General features: G+C 73.2%; 25 protein-coding genes. 14 read left to right on the top strand and 11 right to left on the bottom strand.

The features are described from left to right. Positions 1–47: 47 nt before the first annotated feature. Positions 48–926, bottom strand: coding sequence for a L,D-transpeptidase family protein (locus CXY01_RS05020; protein WP_146925947.1), 879 nt, complete (start codon positions 924–926; stop codon positions 48–50). A gap of 158 nt (positions 927–1,084) precedes the next feature. On the opposite strand from CXY01_RS05020, the gene CXY01_RS05015 reads away from it, so the two are divergent. The 5 genes from CXY01_RS05015 (at position 1,085) to CXY01_RS04995 (ending at position 6,432) form a co-directional block, all read left to right on the top strand. Then, positions 1,085–1,471: a YciI family protein gene (locus CXY01_RS05015; RefSeq protein WP_146926103.1), complete on the top strand. Its 387-nt coding sequence runs from the start codon at positions 1,085–1,087 to the stop codon at positions 1,469–1,471. After that, positions 1,461–2,687: an RNA polymerase sigma factor gene (locus CXY01_RS05010; RefSeq protein ID WP_146925946.1), complete on the top strand. Its 1,227-nt coding sequence runs from the start codon at positions 1,461–1,463 to the stop codon at positions 2,685–2,687. Before CXY01_RS05015 ends, CXY01_RS05010 begins: the two co-directional genes overlap by 11 nt. Positions 2,688–2,692: 5 nt before the next feature. Further along, positions 2,693–3,487: a tyrosine-protein phosphatase gene (locus CXY01_RS05005; protein ID WP_246125039.1), complete on the top strand. Its 795-nt coding sequence runs from the start codon at positions 2,693–2,695 to the stop codon at positions 3,485–3,487. Positions 3,488–3,611: 124 nt separating this feature from the next. Continuing rightward, positions 3,612–5,504: an AAA family ATPase gene (locus CXY01_RS05000; RefSeq protein WP_146925944.1), complete on the top strand. Its 1,893-nt coding sequence runs from the start codon at positions 3,612–3,614 to the stop codon at positions 5,502–5,504. A 10-nt stretch (positions 5,505–5,514) separates the two neighbouring features. Beyond that, entirely contained in the window at positions 5,515–6,432 is a 918-nt protein-coding gene (locus CXY01_RS04995) for an Fpg/Nei family DNA glycosylase (protein ID WP_146925943.1), read from the top strand. 81 nt (positions 6,433–6,513) lie between these two features. Here the strand turns inward: CXY01_RS04995 and CXY01_RS04990 are convergent, their stop codons facing one another. Both CXY01_RS04990 and CXY01_RS04985 read right to left on the bottom strand, forming a co-directional pair. Continuing rightward, complete coding sequence (locus CXY01_RS04990; RefSeq protein ID WP_146925942.1) at positions 6,514–7,332, bottom strand: hypothetical protein; 819 nt, start codon at positions 7,330–7,332, stop codon at positions 6,514–6,516. Further along, on the bottom strand, positions 7,329–7,973 hold the full coding sequence (locus CXY01_RS04985) for a DUF1684 domain-containing protein (protein WP_246125038.1): 645 nt from the start codon (positions 7,971–7,973) through the stop codon (positions 7,329–7,331). Before CXY01_RS04985 ends, CXY01_RS04990 begins: the two co-directional genes overlap by 4 nt. Before the next feature lie 56 nt (positions 7,974–8,029). Here CXY01_RS04985 and CXY01_RS04980 point away from each other — a divergent pair, with 56 nt between their 5' ends. The 4 genes from CXY01_RS04980 to CXY01_RS04965 are packed head-to-tail and all read left to right on the top strand — an operon-like array spanning position 8,030 to position 11,680. Beyond that, on the top strand, positions 8,030–8,953 hold the full coding sequence (locus CXY01_RS04980) for an LLM class F420-dependent oxidoreductase (protein ID WP_146925941.1): 924 nt from the start codon (positions 8,030–8,032) through the stop codon (positions 8,951–8,953). A 50-nt stretch (positions 8,954–9,003) separates the two neighbouring features. After that, positions 9,004–9,588: a CDP-alcohol phosphatidyltransferase family protein gene (locus tag CXY01_RS04975; protein WP_146925940.1), complete on the top strand. Its 585-nt coding sequence runs from the start codon at positions 9,004–9,006 to the stop codon at positions 9,586–9,588. Further along, the gene (locus CXY01_RS04970; protein WP_146925939.1) at positions 9,585–10,463 is read left to right on the top strand and encodes a phosphatidate cytidylyltransferase; all 879 of its coding nucleotides are present in this window, start codon (positions 9,585–9,587) and stop codon (positions 10,461–10,463) included. Before CXY01_RS04975 ends, CXY01_RS04970 begins: the two co-directional genes overlap by 4 nt. After that, positions 10,460–11,680 (top strand): lysophospholipid acyltransferase family protein, encoded by a 1,221-nt coding sequence (locus CXY01_RS04965; RefSeq protein WP_146925938.1) that lies wholly within the window; start codon positions 10,460–10,462, stop codon positions 11,678–11,680. The genes CXY01_RS04970 and CXY01_RS04965 overlap by 4 nt, the downstream gene beginning before the upstream one ends. Here CXY01_RS04965 and CXY01_RS04960 read toward each other — a convergent pair. The 4 genes from CXY01_RS04960 to CXY01_RS04945 all read right to left on the bottom strand — a co-directional run bounded on the left by CXY01_RS04960 (position 11,623) and on the right by CXY01_RS04945 (position 14,238). Beyond that, positions 11,623–12,897: a glycosyltransferase 87 family protein gene (locus CXY01_RS04960; protein WP_146925937.1), complete on the bottom strand. Its 1,275-nt coding sequence runs from the start codon at positions 12,895–12,897 to the stop codon at positions 11,623–11,625. The two genes, CXY01_RS04965 and CXY01_RS04960, sit on opposite strands and share 58 nt — an antisense overlap. Before the next feature lie 153 nt (positions 12,898–13,050). Next, positions 13,051–13,239, bottom strand: coding sequence for a hypothetical protein (locus CXY01_RS04955; RefSeq protein WP_146925936.1), 189 nt, complete (start codon positions 13,237–13,239; stop codon positions 13,051–13,053). A gap of 85 nt (positions 13,240–13,324) precedes the next feature. After that, positions 13,325–13,945 (bottom strand): LytR C-terminal domain-containing protein, encoded by a 621-nt coding sequence (locus CXY01_RS04950; RefSeq protein WP_146925935.1) that lies wholly within the window; start codon positions 13,943–13,945, stop codon positions 13,325–13,327. Beyond that, complete coding sequence (locus CXY01_RS04945) at positions 13,942–14,238, bottom strand: type II toxin-antitoxin system VapB family antitoxin (protein WP_055919049.1); 297 nt, start codon at positions 14,236–14,238, stop codon at positions 13,942–13,944. The genes CXY01_RS04950 and CXY01_RS04945 overlap by 4 nt, the downstream gene beginning before the upstream one ends. Positions 14,239–14,687: 449 nt before the next feature. On the opposite strand from CXY01_RS04945, the gene CXY01_RS04940 reads away from it, so the two are divergent. Continuing rightward, a complete protein-coding gene (locus CXY01_RS04940) occupies positions 14,688–17,285 on the top strand; it encodes a rhamnogalacturonan lyase (protein WP_146925934.1) in 2,598 nt (865 codons plus the stop codon). 279 nt (positions 17,286–17,564) lie between these two features. Here CXY01_RS04940 and CXY01_RS04935 read toward each other — a convergent pair whose 3' ends face one another. Next, positions 17,565–18,644, bottom strand: coding sequence for a fatty acid desaturase family protein (locus CXY01_RS04935; protein WP_146925933.1), 1,080 nt, complete (start codon positions 18,642–18,644; stop codon positions 17,565–17,567). Positions 18,645–18,789: 145 nt separating this feature from the next. Continuing rightward, positions 18,790–18,993, bottom strand: coding sequence for a cold-shock protein (locus tag CXY01_RS04930; protein WP_028049733.1), 204 nt, complete (start codon positions 18,991–18,993; stop codon positions 18,790–18,792). 265 nt (positions 18,994–19,258) lie between these two features. Here CXY01_RS04930 and CXY01_RS04925 point away from each other — a divergent pair, with 265 nt between their 5' ends. Both CXY01_RS04925 and CXY01_RS04920 read left to right on the top strand, forming a co-directional pair. Next, a complete protein-coding gene (locus CXY01_RS04925; RefSeq protein WP_146925932.1) occupies positions 19,259–19,666 on the top strand; it encodes a YchJ family protein in 408 nt (135 codons plus the stop codon). 42 nt (positions 19,667–19,708) lie between these two features. Further along, the gene (locus CXY01_RS04920; protein WP_146925931.1) at positions 19,709–21,229 is read left to right on the top strand and encodes an ATP-dependent DNA ligase; all 1,521 of its coding nucleotides are present in this window, start codon (positions 19,709–19,711) and stop codon (positions 21,227–21,229) included. A gap of 66 nt (positions 21,230–21,295) precedes the next feature. On the opposite strand, the gene CXY01_RS04915 is transcribed toward CXY01_RS04920, so the two are convergent. After that, positions 21,296–21,631 (bottom strand): hypothetical protein, encoded by a 336-nt coding sequence (locus CXY01_RS04915; protein WP_146925930.1) that lies wholly within the window; start codon positions 21,629–21,631, stop codon positions 21,296–21,298. Between the two features lie 167 nt (positions 21,632–21,798). On the opposite strand from CXY01_RS04915, the gene CXY01_RS04910 reads away from it, so the two are divergent. Continuing rightward, complete coding sequence (locus tag CXY01_RS04910; RefSeq protein WP_146925929.1) at positions 21,799–22,119, top strand: DUF2314 domain-containing protein; 321 nt, start codon at positions 21,799–21,801, stop codon at positions 22,117–22,119. Here the strand turns inward: CXY01_RS04910 and CXY01_RS04905 are convergent. Next, a complete protein-coding gene (locus CXY01_RS04905) occupies positions 22,094–22,735 on the bottom strand; it encodes a hypothetical protein (protein ID WP_146925928.1) in 642 nt (213 codons plus the stop codon). The genes CXY01_RS04910 and CXY01_RS04905 overlap by 26 nt on opposite strands. Before the next feature lie 99 nt (positions 22,736–22,834). Between CXY01_RS04905 and CXY01_RS04900 the strand changes: the two genes are divergently transcribed. Next, positions 22,835–24,049, top strand: coding sequence for a BaiN/RdsA family NAD(P)/FAD-dependent oxidoreductase (locus CXY01_RS04900; protein WP_146925927.1), 1,215 nt, complete (start codon positions 22,835–22,837; stop codon positions 24,047–24,049).

The following is a 24,049-nucleotide window of genomic DNA, read 5'->3' as shown; positions in this document are numbered from 1 at the left end:
TGTCAAGAGCGCGCACACAAGCGCAGGGAGCGCTCTCTGGCGGTAGTTCAACCGACGGTGGTGACGACCGTCCCGGCAGGCGCCTGCCACACGAGGTCGAGCACGTCGTCGCCCACCCGGACGCAGCCGTTCGAGACCGCGCCCGTGCCGCGCAGGGTCGTCGTGTGGATGGCGGTCACCGCCGTGCCGGTCGGCTTGTCGTAGTGGTCGATCGTCTCGCTCTGCGTCGAGAGGAGCAGCACCCGCGGGGTGGTGGTGCCGGGCTCCAGCCAGCGGGTGCCCAGCAGGAAGGCGGGGACGTGCGGGGTGGGCGTGCCGGGGGCGCCGGTCGCCTTCACGGGCAGGACGTGCGTCGTCGTGCCGTCGTCGACCGTGATCGTCTGCGCGGCGGTGTCCACCTGGATCGACCAGTCGGTGCCGGCGGCCTCGGTGTCGGCGGCGTCGATCCAGACGCTGCGGCCGTTGGTCTGCGCGACGTCCTGGCTCGGCAGGGCACCGCGCGTCGCCACCATCACGCGCAGCCACCGGCCGCGCTGGTCGATGACCGGCAGCGTCGTGCGCACCTCGAGCGTCAGGGCGGGGACCACACCGACCGCTGCACCGGCCGGCGCGACGCGGCCCGCGGTGTCACGCACGACCACGACGGTCTGCCAGCGGCCGAGCGCCGGGTCGGCGTTCTCGCGCTGCGTCAGGCCGTCGATGCCCGGCAGGCCCGGGACGACGTGCAGGAGGTCGATGACCGGCAGCGCGCCCAGGTCCGCGGCGGGAGGGACGGGCACGGCCGGTGCGGCAGCCTTCACGACGGCGACCGGCGCGGCGACGACGACCGGCTCCGCCGAGGGTGCGGCCTCCTGCGCGCACGCGCCCGCCAGGGTCGCCACCAGTGCGGCCGCGACCGTCGCGCGCGTCAGGGATCTCCGGTTCATCCCTGCCATGGTGCGCCCCGACGCGGACACCGGCCAAACGCGGCTGTCGTCGCCGGCGGATTGCCGACAGGATGCGTGTCGAGATCCTGCGCGCGGCTCCGACCACCGGACGAGCGGGCCGACGGAGGCCCGGAGAGGCGGACTGCACCGTGAAGTACATGCTGATGATGAACTACTACGTCGAGGGCGTCCCCCCGATCGACGAGTGGGCGCCCGAGGACGTCCAGCGCCACATCCGCTTCCAGCAGGAGCTGGGCGCGGAGCTCATGGCGAACGGCGAGCTGGTCGACGGGCAGGGTCTCGCGTGGCCCTCCACCGCCAAGTTCGTGACGAGCGACGGGGTGTCCGCGCCCGTCGTCACCGACGGACCGTTCGCGGAGTCGAAGGAGTTCCTCGCGGGCTACTGGATGGTCGACGTCGACGACGAGGCGCGGGCGATCGAGATCGCCGCCCGGGCGTCCGCGGCACCCGGCCCCGACGGTGCGCCGATGCGCCAGGTCTTCGAGGTCCGCGCACTGATGGAGGCGCCCGCTCCTGTCGAGTGACCCGCTCCCCGAGGACCTGCTGCGCGAGCTGGCGCCGCAGGTCCTCGGCGTGCTGGTCCGCCGCTGCGGCGACCTCGCCGACGCGCAGGACGCCCTCCAGGACGCGCTGCTCGCAGCGGCCACCCAGTGGCCCACGGACGGGCTGCCGGACAACCCGCGCGGCTGGCTGGTGGTCGTCGGCCAGCACAAGCTGGTGGACCGCTACCGCAGCGAGGACGCGCGACGACGCCGCGAGGAGCTCGTCGGCACCATGGAGGCGGTCGGGCCGGCGGACACCCCGCACGCCGACGACTCGCTGCTGCTGCTGTTCGGCTGCTGCCACCCGGCGCTCAGCCCGGCGTCCGCGATCGCCCTCACGCTGCGCTCGGTCGGCGGGCTGACCACGGCCGAGATCGCCCGCGCGTTCCTCGTGCCGGAGCCGACGATGGCGCAGCGGCTCAGCCGCGCGCGCCGGACGCTGCGCGACCTGGACGGCCCGTTCCGGATGCCGTCGCCGGACGAGTACGCCGAACGGCTGCGCGCCGCCCTGCGGGTGCTCTACCTGATGTTCAACGAGGGTTACGCCAGCACCACGGGATCGTCCGTCGCCCGCGCCGACCTGGCCGCCGAGGCGCTGCGCCTGACGCGCACCCTGCACACGAGCCTGCCCGACGACCCCGAGGTCACCGGGCTGCTCGCCCTGATCCTGCTGACCGACGCCCGCCGGCCTGCCCGCACCGGTCCGCGTGGCGAGCTGGTCTCGCTCGCCGACCAGGACCGGGGGCTCTGGGACCGCGCGATGGTCGACGAGGGCATCGCGCTCGTCGAGGACGCCCTGGTGCGCGGTGCCGTGGGGGAGTACCAGCTGCAGGCCGCCATCGCCGCGGTGCACGACGAGGCTCCCGGCACCGACGCCACGGACTGGCCGCAGCTGCTCGCCCTCTACGGGCTGCTCGAGCGGATGACCGCCAACCCGATGGTCACGCTCAACCGCGCGGTGGCGCTCGCCATGGTCGACGGACCCGACGCCGGCCTGGCACTGCTGGCCACGCTCGACGACCGGCTGCCCGGCCACCACCGTCTCGCCGCGGTGCGCGGGCACCTGCTGGAGCGTGCCGGCCGACCGCAGGAGGCGGCCGACCAGCTGCTGCTGGCGTCGCAGGGGACCACCAGCCTCGCCGAGCGTGACTACCTGCGGGTGCAGGTGGCGCGGCTGCGGCGCGTCCTGCCACCCTGAGCGACGTGACCGTCGACGCGCACATCCTCCTGTCTCCCGCCGTCACCAACCTCCGGGACATCGGGGGCCGGGCCACCGCCGACGGCGGCACCCTGGCGACCGGTGTCGCGTACCGGTCGGCCGAGCTGGCGGACGCCTCCGTCGTCACCGACGCCGCGCTCGCGGACCTCGGCATCCGGACCGTCGTCGACCTGCGCACGGACGCCGAGCGGACCCCGCGCCCCGATCAGCTGCCCGCGGGGGCGCAGCTCCTGGTGCTCGACGCGCTCGCCGACATGCCGGAGGGCGCGGCCGCACAGCTGCCGGCGCTGCTCTCGGGCGGCGGCACCGACGTCCTGGCGACCCTCGACCTGGCCGGGCAGATGATCACCGTCTACCGGCGGCTCGTCGTCGGGGACGCGGCGCGGACCGCGTACGCGGCGTTCGTGCGGACCGTCCTGGACCCCGAGCGCCGACCGGTGCTGTTCCACTGCACGGCCGGCAAGGACCGCACCGGCTGGGCCGCCACGATCCTGCTCCTGGCCGCCGGGGTGGACGAGGCGGGTGCGCTGGACGAGTTCCTGGCGGTCAACCCCGCGGTCCGGGAGACGTTCGCGCCGCTCCTGCAGCAGCTCGCGGCGGTCGGCGGCGACCCGGAGCTCCTGCGACCGCTGCTCGAGGTCCGCGCCGAGTACCTGGAGGCGGCGCTGGACGCCCTGCGGGAGCGGTTCGGGACGTTCGACGCCTACCTGCGGGACGGTCTCGGGCTGAGCGAGATCGAGGTCGAGGCGCTCCGCAGGACGCTGCGCACCGACGGGTGAGCGTTGGACCGTTCGAGTGGTCCGATATGTCCGATCTTGCCGACGCACCCGGCCGCACCCACGATGGGCTGATCGCACCTCCCGCGACGCAGCGTCGTCTGAACCCAGGCGCCGAGGGAAAGGCATGCCTGTGGCCGACGAGATCACGTCCCCCATCCGACGGGGCGCGCACGACATCGCCGTCGAGCGCGACAGGGTCCGGCGCAGGCGGGTGTACCGCACCGCGGCGTTCGTGATCGCGGTCGAGACCTGGGTCATCGTCAACGCGCTGCTCGGCCGTCCGATCGTGCCGGAGCTGCCGGCGATCGACCCGCTCGTCCTCGTCCCGGTGCTCTTCTTCGGTGCGCTGCTGGTCCTGCTGGCCGGCACGCAGCTGGGGTCGGCGCGCTCGCCGCACGTCGTGGTGCGGCCCGAGCAGGTGGACGTCCGGCTGGACGACGTCATCGGCATCGACCCCGTCAAGGAGGACGTGCGCCGCTCGATCGACCTGTTCCAGACCCACAAGCAGTTCGCCGAGCAGATGGGTGGCACCCCGCGCCGCGGGCTGCTGTTCGAGGGCCTGCCCGGCACCGGCAAGACGATGACGGCCAAGGCGATGGCGGCGGAGGCGGGGGTGCCGTTCCTGTTCGTCTCGGCGACGTCGTTCCAGTCGATGTACTACGGCGCGACCGCCAAGAAGATCCGCTCGTACTTCAAGGCCCTGCGCAAGGCGGCCCGCACCGAGGGCGGTGCGATCGGGTTCATCGAGGAGATCGACGCGATCGCGATGCGCCGCGGCGGCATGGCGTCCGCGACGGTGGCGTCGAGCCCGTTCGACGCGTTCCGCCTCCCGGCGACCGTCACCAACGCGGTGGTCAGCGAGGGGACCGGCGGTGTGGTGAACGAGCTGCTGGTGCAGATGCAGTCGTTCGACCAGCCGACCTCGTCGGACCGGCTGGTCAACTGGTTCATCGCGCGCATCAACCTGCTGCTGCCCGCGTCCCGGCAGCTCCAGCAGCGCAAGCCCGTCAAGGCGCCGATCCTGCTGATCGCCGCCACCAACCGCGCCGACTCCCTGGACCCGGCCCTGCTGCGTCCCGGCCGCTTCGACCGCCGACTGACGTTCGCGACCCCGGACGCGGTGGGCCGGCGCGCGCTCGTCGACCACTTCCTTGCTCGGCGCTCCACCGACTCCGAGCTGGACGACCCGGCCCTGCGCGACCGTCTGGCCGCGGCGACCAACGGCTGGACGCCGGTGATGATCGAGCACCTGCTGGACGAGGCGCTGGTCAACGCCCTGCGCCGCGGCTCGCTGGCCATGACCTACGCGGACGTCGAGCACGCCCGGATCACCGAGATGGTCGGCATCGGCCACCCGGTCCGCTACACCGAGGGCGAGCAGCGCCTCATCGCGACCCACGAGGCCGGCCACGCGGTCACCGCCTGGCTCGCCGCGCCGAACCGGACCCTCGAGGTGCTCACGATCATCCGGCGCGGGGACGCCCTCGGGCTGCTCGCGCACGGGGACTGCGAGGAGGTCTGGACCCACTCGCACTACGACCTGCGGGCCCTGGTGCAGATCGCGATGGGCGGCTGGGTGGCCGAGGAGCTGTTCTTCGGGCAGACCAGCACCGGCCCTGCCGGTGACCTGGCGTCGGCGACACGGACCGCGGCGCAGATGGTCGGCGCGGCCGGGATGACCGGCTCGCTCATCTCGTTCGCCGCCACGCCGCACGACCTGGTGTCCGCGGTGCTCAGCGACGCCCAGGCCCGCGCCCAGCTGGAGGCGGTCCTCGACGACGCCCGGACCACGGTCCGGCGGCTGCTGTCCCGGCACCGCCACCTGGTCGAGGCCCTGCGCGACGCGCTGCTGGAGCGGCACGAGCTCATCGGCCCCGAGATCACCGAGGTCCTCGAGGCGGCGACCCTGGCGCAGGAGCAGCTGGTGGCGCAGGAGGAGAGCGACCGGACCGCGGCGACGGCTGCCGGGGCTGCTGCCGCTCTGGGTGCGGCGGCGGAGCGGCTCCGCGTGGCCTAGCCTTCGGGACGTGCCCGAGGGTCATACCGTCCACCGCATCGCCCGCCAGCTCACCCAGGACCTCGTCGGCCGACGTCTGGCCGTCAGCTCGCCGCAGGGCAGGTTCGCCGCCGGCGCCGCGCGGGTCGACGGCCAGGTCCTCGTCTCGGCCGACGCCGTGGGCAAGCAGCTGTTCTGCACGTTCGAGTCCGGTGACGTGCTGCGCGTGCACCTGGGGCTGTACGGCGCGTGGGACTTCTTCGGGTCGCTGACGCCGCTGGTGCCCGGCGGGTTCGCCGCCGGCAGCATGGGAGCGCCGCGCCTGCGCCGGGCCGTGCGGATGGGCGAGGGCGAGCGGGAGGTCGCGAGCGGCGAGGCGTTCCCGCCCGAGCCCGTCGGTCAGGTGCGGGTGCGGCTCGCCTCGGACGCGACCGTCGCCGACCTGCGTGGCCCGACGGCGTGCGAGGTCCTCGACCCGGCGGGGGCGGCTGCGGCGATCGCGCGGCTGGGCCCGGACCCGGCGTCGACCGACGACCTGGCCGCGGCCGGGGACGTGATGGTGCAGCGCCTGACCTCCCGGAACGTCGCCGTCGGGCAGCTCCTCATGGACCAGACCGTCGTCGCGGGGATCGGCAACATCTACCGCGCCGAGCTGCTGTTCCGCGCGCGCCTGGACCCGCACACCCCCGGGCGCCGCGTCCCGACCGACGTCGCCCGTGCGCTCTGGGACGACTGGGCTGTCCTGCTCGCCGACGGCATCGAGCGCGGGGTCATGATCACGCGCGAGGACCTGACGGACGCCCAGCGCGAGCAGGCGCAGACCGACCCGAGCCTGCGCCACTGGGTCTACCACCGCCAGGGCGAGCCGTGCCTGGTCAGCGGTACCCCGGTCGTGGTGGAGCTCATGGCCACCCGCAAGCTCTACTGGTGCCCCACCTGCCAGGTCTGACCGGCCGCGAGCGCGGCACTTCCCGACGAGCGCGGCAGTCGAGACTGCCGCTCTCGTCGCACACTGCCGCGCTCGCGGCCGTCAGTCGAGGCCCAAGAGCGCCCGCCACGTGCGGTGGTGCTCGACGGTGACGCCCTCGTAGCCGGGGAGGGCGCCGAACGCGTCCGCGACCAGTGCGGTCTCCTGCTCCAGCACCACCGGGCCCTCGTCGATGAACGTGAACTGGGCACCGCCCGCGACCTCGGCGGTGTCCGTCTCGACGCCCACGGTGAACGGCAGCCCCGCCGCCGACGCCGCCACGACGGCCGGACCGGCCAGCGCGACGATCCCGTCGGGACCCTGCGCGTGGTCGCTGAACGCGACGACCCCCACCCGGCCGACGCGCGCGAGGATCGCGTCGAGCAGGCTGCCGCTCTCCCAGGGCTCGTGCGCGAGCCACCAGGGAGTGTCGACCCCGAGCGAGACCCCGGCCGGCAGCGCGGCCAGCACGCCGTCGAGGAGCGTCAGCCACTGGGCGCAGAGCTGGTCCCGGTTCGTCGGCCAGCCCCCGGTCGCCCATGGCTCGACGTCGAGCTGGATGCTGTCGCTCGGGCCCGAGCGCAGCGCGGTCAGGGCCCAGGTGACCGCGAGCGACGGCTCGCCCAGCCATCCCGGGTCACCGCCCAGCGGTCCGACCGCGATCCCGGCGGTCTGCAGCGCGGTGGTCGCGGCGCCGAACCAGTCGCCGACCGGTCCCTCGTCGGCGGCCCACGGCGCCGACAGGAACACCCGCTGCAGCGCCCGGTCCTGGCAGAACGCGACGAGCGCCGCAGGCTCCGCGGGCGCGTAGTCCCGGCCGCGGGCGTCGAGCGTCCTGGCGACGGGGTTGTCCCACGCCCACATCGAGGTCAGGGCGCTCACGGCCGCATCCGTTCGCCCACGGGGACCTCCACGGAGAGCGTGTTGGCGCGGGTGGCCAACGGGCACGTCCATGCCGGGTCGTACGCGCACGACGGGTTGTACGCGAAGTTCAGGTCGATGACGAGCCTGTCCTGTGCCATGCCGAGATCCGCCCCCTTGATGGTGTCCAGCAGGTAGCGCCCGCCGCCGTACGTGCCGCCGGGTGTCCCCGCCAGCGCGTCCTTCAGCGGGACGAAGAGGCCGCCCCCGTAGGCGCGGATGACCCACACGGCGAGCGTGCCCAGGTCTCCCAGCTCGACCGTCCCGATGCGCTCGAACGGCACGACGCCGTCGGCGCCGGTGCCGACGTCGAGCCGCTGGGCCGACGACGGGCGCAGCTCGCACTCGAACCGGTAGGCCGGGTCGTGGTGCGGGATGTCGAGGCCCTCGAACGACGCCTTGGCCGCGGCGTCGAGGGGCGACGCGGGGTGGTCGGCCAGCAGCTCGTCGCGGCGCTGGACCCAGACCGCGTGCGCGGTGGACGGGTCGTCCACGGCGATCCGGCGGACGTCCGCGTACAGCTCGGCGACGCGACGCCGCCAGTCCGCGACCACGAGCGGCTCGTCAGCGGGATGGCGTCCGGTCACGATGGCGGGGATCACGGCCCCACCGTCGCACGGCGCGCTGCCCGGGGTCGACCTGTGTGAGGGTGGTCGGCATGGATCTGCGCATCTTCACAGAGCCCCAGCAGGGGGCCACGTACGACGACCTGCTCGCCGTCGCCAAGGCCACGGAGGACCTCGGCTTCGACGCCTTCTTCCGCTCCGACCACTACCTGAGGATGGGGGACGGCGACGGTCTGCCGGGGCCGACCGACGCCTGGACCACCCTGGCCGGCCTCGCGCGCGAGACCAGCCGGATACGGCTGGGCACCCTGGTCTCGTCGGCCACGTTCCGGCACCCGGGGGTGCTGGCGATCCAGGTGGCGCAGGTGGACCAGATGTCGGGCGGGCGTGTCGAGCTGGGCCTCGGGGCCGGGTGGTTCGCGCAGGAGCACGCGGCGTACGGCATCCCGTTCCCCGAGAAGCGGTTCGGCCTGCTCACGGAGCAGCTCGAGCTGATCACCGGCCTGTGGGGGACGCCGGTGGGGGAGCGCTACGACTTCGCCGGTGAGCACTACCAGCTCAAGCACTCGCCGGCGCTGCCCAAGCCGGTGCAGGCCCAGGTGCCGATCATCGTGGGCGGCAGCGGACCGCGGCGCACGCCCGCGCTGGCCGCGAGGTACGCCGCCGAGTTCAACCAGTCGTTCCCCGCGCCGGTCGACGTCGAGGGCCGCGTGGCCACGGTGCGGGCGGCGTGCGAGGAGGTCGGCCGGGACCCGTCGACCCTCACGTTCTCCGTGGCGCAGGTGCTGTGCGCAGGTCGCGACGACGCCGAGGTGGCCCGCCGCGCCGCCGCGATCGGCCGCGACGTGAGCGAGGTCCGCGCCGTCGGGTTCGCCGGGACGCCGACGGCCGTCGTCGACCGGATCGGCTCCTACCGCGAGCTCGGCATCACGCGGGTGTACCTCCAGGTGCTCGACCTGCACGACCTGGACCACCTGGAGCTCGTCGCGTCGGAGGTCGCGACGCAGCTGGGCTGACCTGGGGGCGCCTGGCACGAGCGCGCACGGGAACTCGCTAGGGTCCCGGCATGCGCGGCCTGTATGCACTGAAACCCTGGTACACGCGACAGCTCGACGGCGTCGTCCGGTGGGCCGTGCGCCGGGACGTGTCGCCGGACGTCTTCACGTGGTCCGGGGTGGCCGCCGCCGCCGCGGCCGGCGTCGCGATCGCGCTCGGCTGGTGGCCGGCCGTGCTCGTGCTTCTGGCAGCCCGCCTGGCGGGGGCCAACCTCGACGGGGCCGTCGCCCGGGCGCGCGCCGTGGAACGGCCGTGGGGCTTCGTCCTCAACGAGGTCGGGGACCGGGCCAGCGACCTGCTGATGTTCGCCGGCCTCGCCGTGCTCCTGAGCCGTGAGCAGGGCACGGCGGGGCTCGTGCTCGTGCTGGTCGCCGCCGTCGCCGCGACGCTGCCCACGGTCGCGTCGCTGGCGGGCGCCGGGGCAGGGGCGCCGCGGCTCAACGGCGGCCCGTTCGGCAAGACCGAACGCTGCCTCGCGGTGGTCCTCCTGGTCGCGGCACCGAGCCTGACCCCGATCCTGCTGCCCGTCGTCATCGGGCTGTCCCTGGTCACCGCGACCACGCGGCTGCGCGAGCTGCGCCGGCTCCTCGCGTGAACCTCGTCCCCGATCTCGAGATCCACGCCACGCTCGCCGGGTGGCACCTCGACCTCGAGGGCCGGGCCGTCTGGCTGCTGGCCGTCAGCGTGACCATCCTGGCGGTCGCGGCCGTCCCGGTGTTCCTCTCCGGCAACCCCGAGCTCCGTCGCCGCTGGACCACGTGGGCGCTGATCCTGCCCGTCATCGGCATCCCCATGTGGCTCGGTCCCGGGCCCACGGCGGCGCTCGCGGCCCTGCTCGCGCTGCAGGCGGTGCGGGAGTTCGCCGCGATGATGCGCCTGCCGCGTGCCGAGACGACGCTCCTGCTGGTGCTCGCGGTCGCCTACCCGCTCGCCGCGTGGCTGGCACCGGACCTGCTCGCCCTGGTGCCGCTCGTCGCGCTGCTCTGCGCCGTCCCCGCCCTGCTCGCGGGTGACTCCGAGCGTGGTCTCGAGCGGGCGACGCTGACGGGGTTCGGCTCCATCTGGTTGTGCTGGTCGCTGGCCAACCTGGTGCTCGTCGGCAGCGACGCGTACCTGCTGTGCTTCGCGGCGGCCGCGACGGACATCGCCGCCTGGTGCGGCGGGACCGGCCTGCGCCGGTTCGCGTGGGCGCGACGACCACTCTCCCGGCTCAGTCCGAACAAGACCGTCGGCGGTATGGTCGGAGCCGCCGTCGGGGCTGCCGTCGTGCTCGTCGTGCTGGACGCCGCCTCGCCGGGGCTGTACGTCGCCGTGCTGCTCGGGAGCGTCGGAGGAGACCTGTTGGAGTCGATGGTGAAGCGTCGCGCCGGGGTCAAGGACGCCGGGGCGTGGCTGCCCGGCTTCGGTGGCCTGCTGGACCGCGTGGACTCCCTGCTGCTGGTGCTCCCGCTCGCGGCGGTGCTGGCATGACGTCCCGACGACGGGTCGGTCTGCCGCCCGGGTTCAACCTGGCCGGCGCCGCTCGGCACACCCTCTGGCGCAACGTCTTCCACCTCGTCGGCGGGTACAAGGTCCGCGGCTCGGCGCCGTACGAGGCGATGGTCATCGTCGCCAACCACAGCTCGCACGCCGACACCCCGGCGCTGATCGCCGCGTTCCCCGCGCCGTACAAGCCGGTGGTCGTCGCGGCCGAGGACTACTGGTTCGAGAAGACGTGGATGCGGGTGGGCCTCAAGCTCGCCATCGGCGCGGTCCCGGTGCACCGCAAGGGCGGGGGCTACTCGGGGCTCGTGGACGGCGCGCAGACGGTGCTGGGTGCCGGGTCTAGCCTGCTCGTGTTCCCCGAGGGCACCCGCAGCCCCGACGGCCGGCTGGGGGAGCTGCGCAGCGGCGCCCTGCGGATCGCCCGCGAGTTCGACGTCCCGGTGCTGCCGGTCGCCATCGTCGGCACCCACGACCTGCTGCCCAAGGGCGGCGGCCTGCACCCCGGTCCTGTCGAGGTCCGCCTCGGCCACCCCATCCAGCCCGAGGACCTCGTCGACGACGACATGTCGCCGGTGGTCCACCAGCTGGAGGCCCTGCTCGCCGAGGGCCCCGCGACCGCGTCGGTGTCCCGCACCTGGCGCGTCCTGTACCGGGCGATGGACGGGAAGGCCGGGATGGCCGGCGCCGCCGCCTGGGGGTTCGCCGAGGCCGTCAGCTGGCCGGTGACGATGGAGATGTACCTGGCTGTCGTCGCCGTCGCCAACCCGCGCCGGATCCTGCCCGCGGCCGCCTGGCTGACCGCAGGGTCGGTCGCCGGCGTCCTGGTCACGTCCGAGCTGACCCGGCGCGGCCTGCGACCGCCCGCACCGCTGACCACGAGCACGATGCGCGACGCGGCGGCCCAGCACATGGCTGCCGGCGCCCGCGGCGTCTGGAAGCAGGCGGCGAACGGTGTCCCCGTCAAGCTCTACGCCGCCGCAGCCGGGGACGCCGGCATCCCGCGGATCCCGCTCGCGGTGCACACGGCCGGTGCCCGCGGTGCGCGTGCGGTGGCGATGGGCGCCGCGATCGGGGGCGCCGCCGTGGTCGGGCACCCCGTCCTGCGACGGTTCTACGTGCCGTACCTCGGGGTGCTCGGCGTGACCTACGCGGCCGGGCTGGCGCTCGTGATCCGCTCCTGGCGGCGCAGGGCATCGGGCTGATCGTCCGGCCGGCCGTCGGGACCGCCGTCGGCCGGCAGCGGCCTGACCAGCGCCACCACGGTGTGCACCAGCAGCACCACGAGCGCGATGTTGCGGGCGGCCAGCGTCAGCGTGACGGCCGGTCCGCCGGAGATCACCTCGGGGTAGAACCAGGGGAACACCACCTGGGTCGCCGCCGCGGTGCCCAGCACCAGCCACGCCGTCGTGCGCCAGCCCGGCAGCCGCAGCGCCAGGGCCACCGCCACGGGCGGTGCGAGCCAGCCGATGTACTGCGGCGACCCCACCTTGTTGAACACCAGCATGGCCAGCGTCAGCAGCAGAGCCCCGCGGACCAGCAGCTCCGTGCGCGCGATCCCGCCGGACCACATCCGCGCACCGAGCTGCTCACGGCGCCACCACAGCAGCAGGGCCGCCGCGCCGAGCGCGAGGAAGAAGAGTGCACCGAGCACGTCCGCCGCGCCCTGGGTGCCCGGGCCCGTGATCTCCCACGTGACGATCGGCTGGTTCAGGTACCGCGTGATCGACTCCGAGAACAGCCCGGCGACCAGCCACGGCGTGGCCCCCGGTGACTCGATCTGCAGCCCGCGGTCCTCCTGCTCGGTGAGGAACGACGAGACGTGCGGCAGACCGCCCAGCGCTGCCACCGTGCCGACGACCACGACGCTAACGATCGCCGCGGGCACCACCACGCTGCGCCACGGTCGGCGCACCGCGACGAAGAGGGCGATCAGCAGCGCGCCGGGCGCCACCTTGACCCACGCGGCTGCCGTGAGGAGGGCGGAGGTGATCCGCGGGTGGTTCAGCGCGATCGACAGGGCGACGACCACCACGGGCGCGATGACGGCGTCGAGACGACCCATCGCGACCGGTCCGAGGAGGACGAGGAAGGCGAGCCACCACCAGGCGCCGAGGGCTGTCGGGGGCTCCTGCGGCCGGTCGGGCCGGCGCGTGTGCAGCAGGAACGCGACCGCGACCGCGTCGAGCACGGTGATCATCAGCGCCCACACCGCCGGGTACGCGGAGCCGCCGCCGGACCCGCCGACCGCGGCGGCCAGCATCGGGATGATGGCCCCGGCCGGGTACACCCACGAGCCGGAGAGCACGGGCCACTCGCCCCGGTTGATGCCGAGCCACATCCAGTAGCGGTACAGGTCGAGGTCCCAGAACGCCTCCTGGGGGATCAGGACCAGGCCGACGAGCGCGAGCCAGCCGTGCACGAGGACGAAGGCGACCCAGACGGCCGTGGTGGAGTGCAGCAGGCGGCGGAGCAGCGCGACCTCCGAGGCAGTGGCCGGACGCGGCCGACGAGCGGGCAGGAGATCAGGCTAGCCCGCTCGTCGGCCTCGTCGTGGTGCTCCTGGCTGTGAGAATCAGCCGGCGCGGCCCGGTGTGGGCGGCAGCGGCACGGGGGCTGCGCCGCCGTTGCCCGTCGCCGGGAGCACCGCACCGCGGTTCTCACCGTCGACGTACTCGTCACCGGCGGGCGGGTCGTCGGGTGCCGGCGGAGCCTCCGGGGCCGTCTTGCTCACGGGGTCGGGCGTGGTGTCTGACTCGGTCATCGTCGACCTCCCTCGTCGTTCCGTGGTCGGTGACCACGGCGGAGATCCACGGTCGCACGGCCGCCATCGCCGCGCACGGCGAGCATCAGCCGGCGGCGGGGGTCTCCGTCACGGGAGCGACGACCTCGTCGAACGGGGTGCAGCCCGGGGGCGCCGCGAGGGGGACCGCGGGGTCGAGCGCGACCGTGTCGAGCGGCTTGAGCTCGGCGAACTCGGCACCCAGCGCCAGGTCGACGCTCGCGTCCGCCCGCGGGTCCAGCACGAAGACCGCTCCGTCGATGTGCGCCGCGAGGGTGTACGCCTGGACTGCGCCGGGGACGCCGAAGATGATGCGTGCCGTGCCGTCGTAGGTGGCCGCGGCGTTCTCCGCGGACGGGACGGCGAAGCCGCGCTCGACCAGGGACGCCGCCGTCGCACCGGCGAGGCCGACGCGCGTGGTGGCGTTGAAGACCTTCACACTGATCTGGTTGGCGGCGATGGGCAGCGCCCCGGCCGGGGGGCACGGGAACGGGTCCTGCGACGCGGTCGGCGAGGGCACGGCCTTGAAGTCGCGCGCGAACACCGGCAGGTTCAGGCTGCCCGTGAACATCGCCGCGGCACCGAGGCCGGCGAGCGCGAGGACCGCGAGGAGCACCCCGAAGATCACGGCCTGGCGCTCGTGCATGTGCCGTCGGCGCAGCTGCCGGGCGCGGTCCTGCTCGGTCACTTGATCACCAGCACCCGGGCGTGCAGCAGCGCGCGCTGGTGCAGCGCAGCCCGGACGGCCCGGTGCAGACCGTCCTCCAGGTACATCACGCCGCGGTACTGCACGACGTGCGCGAAGAGGTCGCCGTAGAACGTGGAGTCCTCCGCGAGCAGCGCGTCGAGGTCGAGCGTGCGCTTCGTCGTCACCAGCTCGTCCAGCCGCACCTGGCGCGGCGGCACCTCGGCCCACTGCTTGGCCGTCTCCAGCCCGTGCTCAGGGTAGGGCCTGCCCTCGCCCACCGCCTTGAAGATCACGGAGGGAGTCTAGGTGACGGTCCCGCCCCGCCGTGCCGCCGACGCGGGTGAGGTGGCGACGTCGTGCGGAGCCGGGCGGCGCCGCTCCGAGGATGGCCTGCTCCGCCGACCCTCCCCGAGATCGTCGCATCGCCCCGAGATCGGGGATACGCACCGTCGATCTCGTGCCGGACCCACGATCTCGCGGCACCTGGCGCCGCGCCCGAGCTCACCTCGAGGACGGGATCGGCGGCCGACGGGCATCCGAGTCGGGGGAGTCTGGATAGCGGTTTCCGTCGGCGGGAGCGCTCCCGACGACGGTATCCGGCGAATGTCGCAGCAAGGGTTGACTCGGGTGATTCAGGCGATACGGTCGTGGGCGGTCGGGGTCAAAGGCGCCCCCGGCTTTCCTCATCGGGAGCCACCCCTTCACCCCGTGGGGACGCCTAGCCGATTGAAAGGATTCAAGGATGAGTCTGACGCAACGCCGAGGACGGACGATCACCGCGATCGCCGGGTCCGTGCTGCTCGTCGGCACGCTGGCGGCGACCCCCGCCACCGCCGCGACCGGGACCGCCCCCGCCACGCTGAGCGGGCACGGACCCAGCAAGGGTCCCGACGGACTGACCCTCGAGCGCCTGGACCGGGGGCTCGTGGCCGCCGCCACGTCGGAGGGTGTGTTCCTGTCCTGGCGGCTGCTGGCCGGCGAGGTCACGGGCGCCACCGCGACCGGGCTGACCGGCCCCGACTTCGCGGTCTACCGCGACGGCACCCTGCTCGGCACGGTCACCGACTCCACCAACTTCGTCGACCCCGCCGGGACCACGGCCTCCCGCTACCGGGTCGCCGCCGTGGTGGACGGCGCCGAGGTCGACGGTGCCGAGGCGACGCCCTGGGCGCAGGCGAGCCTCGACATCCCGCTGCACAAGCCGGCCGACGGCGTCACCCCCGTGGGCGAGGCGTACACGTACGCGGCCAACGACATGTCGGTGGCCGACGTCGACGGTGACGGCCAGTACGAGTACATCGTCAAGTGGGACCCGTCCAACTCGAAGGACGTCAGCCAGGTCGGCTACACCGGCAACGTGTTCGTCGACGCGTACGAGCAGGACGGCACGCAGCTGTGGCGGATCGACCTGGGCGTGAACATCCGCGCAGGCGCCCACTACACGCAGTTCCCCGTCTACGACTACGACGGCGACGGCAAGGCCGAGCTCATGATGAAGACGGCCCCCGGCAGCAGGATCACCCAGTACGCGCCGGACGGATCCGTGGTCAGCGAGAAGTACATCGGGCTGCCCAGGCGCGACCGCGCCGCGGGCGTCACGGACACGACCGACTACCGGCTGAGCAAGCAGGGCTACTTCGACCACCTGGTCACGCTGCTCCAGGGCTGGAGCAGCCACCCGGAGGTCGTGGCGGGCCGCTGGCCGTCCACGGTCGAGGCGGCACTCGGCATCGCGCCGCAGTACGCGTACCCGCTCTCGTCCGAGGACGCGACGGCGCTCGCCAACTCCTTCATCGACGTCTACGCGCCCAGCCGCAGCGCCCGCAACGTGCTGCGCAACTTCGAGGGCTTCATCCTCGACGGACCGGAGTACCTGACGGTGTTCGCCGGGGCCACCGGCAAGGAGCTCCAGACCATCGACTACAAGCCGGGTCGCGGCGACGACGGGCTGCTGTGGGGCGACTACGCCATGTCCCGCATCGAGCCGGGCAACCGCGTCGACCGCTTCCTCGCCGGTGTCGCGTACCTCGACGGGCAGACGCCGTCGGCGATCTTCGCCCGCGGCTACTACACGCGCACCACGCTCGTCGCGTACGACTGGGACGGCAAGAAGCTCAAGGAGCGCTGGTACGTCGACTCGGGTCACGTCCCGCTGACCAACCCGTTCAACGACGGCCCGCACGGCCGCGACGGCACCGACCCGGTGTACGGGAAGCTCACGACGCAGGGCTTCCACTCGCTCTCCGCGTCCGACGTCGACGGTGACGGCAAGCACGAGATCGTCTACGGCGCCGCGACGATCGACGACGACGGCTCCGTGCTGTACTCGTCATTCGACACGCTCCCGGCCGGCAGCGCCGCACCGGGCGAGGTCGTCCGCCTCGGTCACGGCGACGCCATGCACGTCACCGACATCGACCCGGACCGCCCCGGCCTGGAGATCTTCACCGCGCACGAGGGTGGGACCTTCGCGCCCTACGGCATGGCGATGCGCGACGCCGGGACCGGCGAGGTCCTGTTCGGCGTGTACTCCGGCAGGGACACCGGCCGGGCGATGATCGGCGACGTGCTGCCGTCGGTGCGCGGCCAGGAGGCCTGGGCGAGCCTGCCCGGCGGCACCGACTCGCTCGGGCTGTACTCCGCGGCGGGCGTCGTCACCCCGGGGCCCATCCCGGGCACCAACATGAGCATCCGGTGGCTGCCGGACGGCACCACGCAGATCGTCAACGGCTCTGCCGCCCAGGACGTCACCATCGACGACTGGACCCGCGGGAACCAGCTCACCGCCACGGGGACGCGCTCGAACAACGGCACCAAGGGCAACCCGTCCCTGGTCGCGGACGTCCTGGGCGACTCCCGCGAGGAGCTGCTGGTCCGCACCGAGGACTCGTCGGCGATCCGGCTGTTCACCAGCACCGGCCTGAGCCACACGAAGATGTACACCCTCATGCACGACCCGCAGTACCGGGTCGAGGTCGCCCGTCAGCAGACGACGTACAACCAGCCGTCGTACGTCGGCTTCTACCTCGCCTCGGACACCGACTACACGCAGGTGCCCGTGCCGTCGTTCTACGCGCCGGGCAGCATCGACGCCCTCCGGGACGCCACCAAGGCCCAGATCGCCGGCGGTGCGGTCAAGGGTCTGGCAGCCGCCGGGCTGCTCGCCGCGGTCGAGGTGGCAGACAAGGCCGCCGACGCCGGCAACGAGAAGGTCGCCGTGAAGTCGTTGAAGGCGTACGTGGAGCTCCTCACGCCACGGACACGCCTGTCCACCGTCACCCCGGCCGCCCGGGCGATCCTCGGGTACCAGGCCAAGCAGGTGATCGCGATGCTCGACTGACACGTCGAGCATCGAGGGGTCGCGAGGGCAAGCGCGACCCCCGGGGCGCCGGTCGGGGTCACTACCGACCGGCGCCCTTCTGCGTGTCGCCAGGGCGACCGGCCGCCCGGTGCGGCGGAGTCTGTCCTCTGGCGCGAACACGCCGTGCCTGACGCGACAGCGCGCCGTGGTGGCGGTCATGGCGTGCTCGTCGGCGGGATGGACCGTCTGACCCGGACCGCCGACGACGAAGCCCCCGCCGCCCTCACAGGGGCGACGGGGGCTTCGAGGAGCCGAGGGTCAGACGCGGTAGAGCGCCGTCATCGGGCAGTTGAACGGGTCGCGGTCCGACTTCCCGACGGTGTTCAGGTACTTGACGATGATCGCGTACGAGCGCGGCAGCGAGACCTGGACGTAGGGGATGTTGTGCTCGCGGCAGTACGCCTCGACGATCGGCTTCGCGCGGCGCAGCGACGGGCGCGGCATCGACGGGAACAGGTGGTGCTCGACCTGGTGGTTGAGCCCGCCCATGAGCACGTCGACCCACTTGCCGCCGCCGATGTTCCGGCTGGTCAGCACCTGACGGCGCAGGAAGTCGAGACGCGAGTCCTTCGGGATGAGCGGCATGCCCTTGTGGTTCGGGGCGAACGAGGCACCCATGTAGAACCCGAAGACGCCCATCTGCACAGCCAGGAAGACCAGCGCGATCGGCCAGGACATGGTCAGGAAGACGAGGGCGGTGCCGCCGACGAGCCGGATGGTCATCATGACGATCTCGGCTGCGCGGTGCTCCAGCTTGTCCCGCGACGAGAGGCGCTTGATCGCGGCGACGTGCAGCGCGACACCCTCGAGGAACAGCAGCGGGAAGAAGAACCAGCCCTGGTGGTTCAGGTACCAGACCGACAGCTTCGACGTCCGCTTCGCGGCCTGGTCCGGCGTGAACGCCAGCGCCTCGATCTCGATGTCGGGGTCGGTGTCGATCTTGTTCGGGTTGGCGTGGTGGCGCGTGTGCTTGCGCTGCCACCAGCCGTGGCTCAGGCCGACGAACAGGTCGGCCAGCACGAGGGACGTCCAGTTGTTGGCGCGTCCGTCGGCGAAGATCTGGCGGTGCGCGGCGTCGTGGCCGAGGAACGCGATCTGGGTGAGGATCACGGCGGCGACGAACGCGACGGCGATCTGCCACCAGGAGTCGCCGACCAGGATGATCGTGGCGATCAGCCCGAGGACGGCCACGACGGCGGCGGAGAGCCGCACGGCGTAGTGCGCGGGGCGGCGCTTCATCAGTCCGGCGGCCTGGATGGTGCGCGTCAGCTCGGTGAAGTCGCTGACCGCGCGGTCGCGCGGTCGGGTGGGGGTGGGCGTGAGCGTCGAAGAGCTCATGGACATCCGTCCTGTCGGGTCGTGCAGAGCGCGGCGCGAGTTCGGTCGGTCGATGAGCAGATCGGAGGCGCCTCGGTGGTGATGCGACGAGACCCCGGCCGTGAGGCCGGGGTCTCGCGCGATGGAGCTATGAGCTCAGATCAGCTCAGAGAGGCGTGATGTTCGACGCCTGCGGGCCCTTGGGGCCCTGCGTGACCTCGAACTGGACCTTCTGGTTCTCCTCGAGCGTGCGGTAGCCGCTCGTCGTGATGGCGCTGTAGTGCGCGAAGACGTCGGGTCCGCCGTCCTCGGGGGCGATGAAGCCGAAGCCCTTCTCGGCGTTGAACCACTTCACGGTGCCAACAGGCATGATGCTCTCTTCTCTCACGTGCGGTATGGACAACTCCCGGATGACCGGGACCGGTATTCACGGTGTTCGTCGTCCGTCTCCGAGGTGGTCCTCGAGAACGTCCTGCCGGGTCTCCCCTGGCCGTCATGACAAGCGATTCACTGCGACTACAGGGACAACCGTACGGCACGACTGGCCCGACGGGAACGGGAGTGACGGATTCGGCGTGCCGACGCCGCCCAGAGTTCTTGCTACGTTCGCCCCGACGACGGCGCCCGGAGGGTCGATGACCGAGCATGACGACCGCTGCCCCTGCGGCACGGGAGAGACGTACGGCGAGTGCTGCGGCCGCTACCTGGCCGACGGCCGCCGAGCCCCGACCGCCGAGGCCCTGATGCGCTCGCGGTACACCGCGTTCGCGACCGGGGCCGCCCACTACCTGCTGGTCACGTGGCACCCGAGCACCCGGCCCGACCTGCTGGAGCTCGACGACGAGATGGCGTGGCACCGGCTCGACGTGGTGCGCGCCGACGCCGGCGGGCCGTGGGACGACGCCGGCACGGTCGAGTTCGTCGCGCACTACCGGCTGGACGACGGGACGGCGATCGGGCAGCGCGGCCGGCTGCACGAGACCAGCCACTTCGTGCGCGAGGACGGTCGCTGGCTGTACGTGGACGGCGGCATCGGGGCGTAGCCCGGCGAGCGGGATGTCGGTGCCGGGCGGCAGGATGCAGGGATGCTGCTGGCCGACCTGGCGACGACGTCGTCCGCCCTCGCGACGACCAGGTCGCGGCTGGCCAAGCGCGCCCTCCTGGTCGACCTGCTGCGCCGGACGCCGCCCGAGGACGTCGGGATCGTCTCGCGGTACCTCGGAGGCCAGCTCCGCCAGCGGCGGACCGGGCTCGGGTGGCGCTCCCTCGGCTCGCTGCCCACCCCGGCGCCCGAACCGTCCCTGACCGTCGTGGGCGTCGACGCGGTGTTCGAGCGGATGTCGCAGCTGGAGGGTCCTGGGTCGGTCCTCGCCCGCAACGCGCTCGCCGCCGAGCTGTTCGGTGCGGCCACCTCCGACGAGCAGCGGCTGCTGGGCGGGCTGGTGACGGGCGAGCTGCGGCAGGGGTCGCTGGATGCGCTCCTCCTGGATGCCGTCGCCGAGGCTGCGGGGATCCCGCCGGAGACCGTGCGTCGCGCGGCGATGCTCGCCGGGGACACCGAGCCGGTCGCGGTCGCCGCGCTCACGTCACCCGACCCGGTCGCCGCGCTCGCAGACTTCACCCTGGTCGTCGGACGTCCCGTGCGGCCGATGCTGGCGCAGTCGGCGCCGGACGTCGACGGCGCGTGGGCGAGCCTCGGACCGGGTCCGGTGGTCGTCGACTCCAAGCTCGACGGCATCCGGATCCAGGTCCACCGGCAGGGCTCCGACGTGCGGGTGTACACCCGGAGCCTCGACGACATCACCTCCCGGGTGCCGGAGATCGTCGCGGCCGTCCTCCAGATGCCGGCGTCCCAGCTGGTGCTCGACGGCGAGGCCCTCGCCGTCGGCCCGGACGGACGGCCGCGGCCCTTCCAGGAGACCGCGGCACGCTCCGCCACCAAGGACGCCGAGGTCGCCGCCGTGACCACGCTGACCCCGTTCTTCTTCGACGCACTGCACGTCGACGGCGTCGACCTGCTCGACGCCCCGCTCCTGCGCCGTCTCGACGCGCTCGACGCCGTCGCGGGGCCGTCGGTGGTGCACCGGCTGGTCACCTCCGACGTCGACGCTGCCCGCGGCTACTTCGCCGACGTGGTGCGCGCCGGCCAGGAAGGGGTCGTCATCAAAGCGGCCGACGCCCCGTACGAGGCCGGTCGACGCGGGGCCGCGTGGATCAAGGTCAAGCCGCGCAACACCCTCGACCTGGTCGTCCTCGCGGTCGAGCGAGGCTCCGGCCGGCGGCAGGGGTTCCTCTCGAACATCCACCTGGGAGCCCGGGACGGGGACGGCTTCGTCATGCTCGGCAAGACGTTCAAGGGCATGACCGACGCGATGCTCGCGTGGCAGACCGAGCGGTTCACCGAGCTGATGACCGAGGACGACGGCTGGGTGGTCACCGTCCGGCCCGAGCAGGTGGTCGAGATCGCGTTCGACGGGCTGCAGCGGTCGACGCGGTACCCCGGCGGGCTCGCGCTCCGGTTCGCGCGCGTGCTGCGCTACCGCGACGACAAGACCGCCGCCGAGGCCGACACCATCGAGACGGTCCGTTCGCTGGCCGGTGGCTAGTGCGTGCCGTCTGACGCGTCGTCAGTGGTCGGCGGGGCCGGGGGGACGTGCGTCCCGACGATCCGGTCAGTCGTCGTCCTCCGCCAGCGCGGTGACCTGCCAGGGTTCGCCGGGTCCGGGTCGGCGTGCGAGGCTCCCCGGCGGCATCTGAGCCAGCCCAGCGATCGAGCTGTTCTGCGCGATGGCGTGCCAGATGTGGGTGGCCACCGCGGCGCCCGGCAGGTTGGGATCGGAGACGCCGTCCCCGATCGCCCACGACCCGTCGGAGAAGTGGACCACCTCACGAGCGGGTTCCGTGCCGTCGAGCACCGTGCGCTGCACGACGGCGCCGAGGGCGTCCGGGAACCGGTGACCGTCGAACGGGAACGGCAGGGTCCGGAACATCTCACCGTCGCTCACCATGCCGTCAGCATCCCAGGGGCGTCCCGCCTCGTCGTGGACGTAGGCGCTCGGAGCTGCCGGGGCGAGGGCGCGCGGAGGGGACCGACCGACGGGATGATGCTGACCATGCACAGCGGGGAGCTGCAGGTGTCGGACGGCGGACGGGTCGGGATGATGGCGGGACGGTCGTGAGCCTGTTCCGGCGGCGGGTCGCGTGGACGCTCGCCGATGCCGCCGCGAGGCATGCGGCTGCGCCGGACACCTTCCGGGTCCCGAGCGACGACGCGACCGCGGCCGTCCAGGTGGGCGACCGGGTCAAGCTCGTCGTCGAGCCGGAGACGGGCCTGGCCGAGCGCATGTGGGTCACCGTGACGGCGGTGGACGAGGAGTCGCTGGAGGGAGTCCTGGCGTCCGACCCGGCGGAGCTGCGCGGGCTGCACGCGGGGGACACCGTGTCGTTCGAGCGGCGGCACATCGTGGCGATCAGTCGTCGTCCGGCCGGATCCTGAACGTGCGTCGGCCGTACTCGAGCCACACACCGAGGTAGGCCAGACCGCACAGCACGCCGACGACGGCGACGAGGGCGGCGCTGCCGTCCGCGGCGTCGACGACGAGGGCGCCCAGGGTGCCCGCCACCAGGGCGTTCACCACGTTGACGAACATCGACGTGCTGCCCAGGACGTGGCTGAGCGTGGACCGCTGCAGACCCATCGTGTAGGTGCCCATGAGACCGGCCCGGCCACCCTCGAAGGACGTCACCAGGTAGTCGGCCACGCCGGGGTCGATCGCGACGTACGCCGCTCGGACGCGGTTCATGCCGAGGATGAGGGCGCTGTCGTCGTGGCTGGCGTTCATGACGCGGACGCCGGTGAGCGTGCCGAGGATCAGCGCCGCGGACGCCAGCCCGATGGACAGCACGGTGAACCGCGTGCCGAACCCGGAGGCTTGCGCGACGAGCGCCAGCACCACGAGCGACGCCGAGATGACGGTCAGGTGGATCGTGATCCTGCTCATGACCTCGGACCACATGGTGCTGCGGGTGCCCAGCAGGCTCCAGTGCTCGGTGGCGAGGATCTGGGCGCGGACCGCCGGCGAGAAGGTGGACCGAGGGTCGGGCGAGGACATGGGGGTCTCCTTGCGCAGGTGGTCACCACGCTAGGGCTCGGCATCGCGGCCCGGAAGCAGTTACGTTCGGCCGGTGCCGACCACCGCCGAGCGTCTCCGATGAGCGCGGCGACCGTCGTCGGGGGTGGCCCCGCCGGGTTGATGGCCGCCGAGGTGCTGGCGCGCGCGGGCGTCGCGGTCACCGTGCACGACCGCATGCCGTCGCCGGCCCGCAAGCTCCTGCTCGCCGGGCACGGTGGCCTGAACCTCACGCACAGCGAGGATCGCGACGCCTTCCTGCCCCGGTACGGCACCTCGGCCGAGCGGCTGGCGCCGATGCTCGAGGTGTTCGGCCCCGACGACCTGCGGGACTGGTGCGCCGGTCTGGGTGAGCCGACCTTCGTCGGGTCGAGCGGGCGGGTCTTCCCGCGGTCGTTCCGTGCCACCCCGCTGGTCCGGGCGTGGCTGTCACGTCTGGCGGACCTCGGTGTGCGGATCGAGCGCCGGAGCCGCTGGACGGGCTGGACCGACGAGAACCTGAGCCTGACGGACGTCGACGGACGGCAGGACGACGTCTCCAGCGACGTGACGGTCTTCGCGCTCGGCGGTGCGTCGTGGCCGAGGCTCGGCTCGGACGGCGGCTGGGTCGGGACGTTCTCCGACCGGGGCGTCACCGTGGCACCCCTGCGACCCGCGAACGTGGGGATGCGCGTCGGCTGGTCGGCCCGGTTCGCGGACCGGTTCGAGGGGACGCCGCTCAAGCACGTCGCGCTGTCGGTCCGAGGCGACGGAGGCCCCGCGGTGCCCGGCGACGCGATGGTCACGCGCGCGGGCATCGAGGGGGGTCCGGTCTACGCGATCGGTGCCGCGATCCGTGGCGCCCTCGACCACGCGGGGGAGTGCGTCCTCGAGGTCGACCTGCGTCCGGCGCTGACGGTCGGCCAGCTCACGGAACGGTTGGAGCGTCGCCGGCCGAAGGACTCGGTGTCGAGCTGGCTGCGTCGGACGATCGGTCTGGACCCGGTCGGCGTCGCCCTCCTGCGGGAGTCGCACGACGCCGCGCTCCCGGCCCACCCGGCGACGATGGCCACCCGCGTGAAGTCCGTGCCGGTGGTGGTGACCGGCACGATGCCGATCGAGAAGGCGATCTCGTCCGCCGGGGGCATCGCGTGGTCGGAGGTCGACGACACGCTGATGCTCCGTCGGCTGCCCGGCACGTTCGTCGCGGGGGAGATGCTCGACTGGGAGGCGCCGACGGGCGGCTACCTGCTGCAGGCGTCGTTCAGCACCGGGGTCGTCGCCGCGCAGGGTGCGCTGGCGTGGCTGGAGCGCTGA

It is taken from the genome of Cellulomonas xylanilytica (genome assembly GCF_007989805.1).
Taxonomy (GTDB): Bacteria; Actinomycetota; Actinomycetes; order Actinomycetales; family Cellulomonadaceae; genus Cellulomonas; species Cellulomonas xylanilytica.
This window is presented reverse-complemented; position numbering and strand designations above follow the sequence as displayed.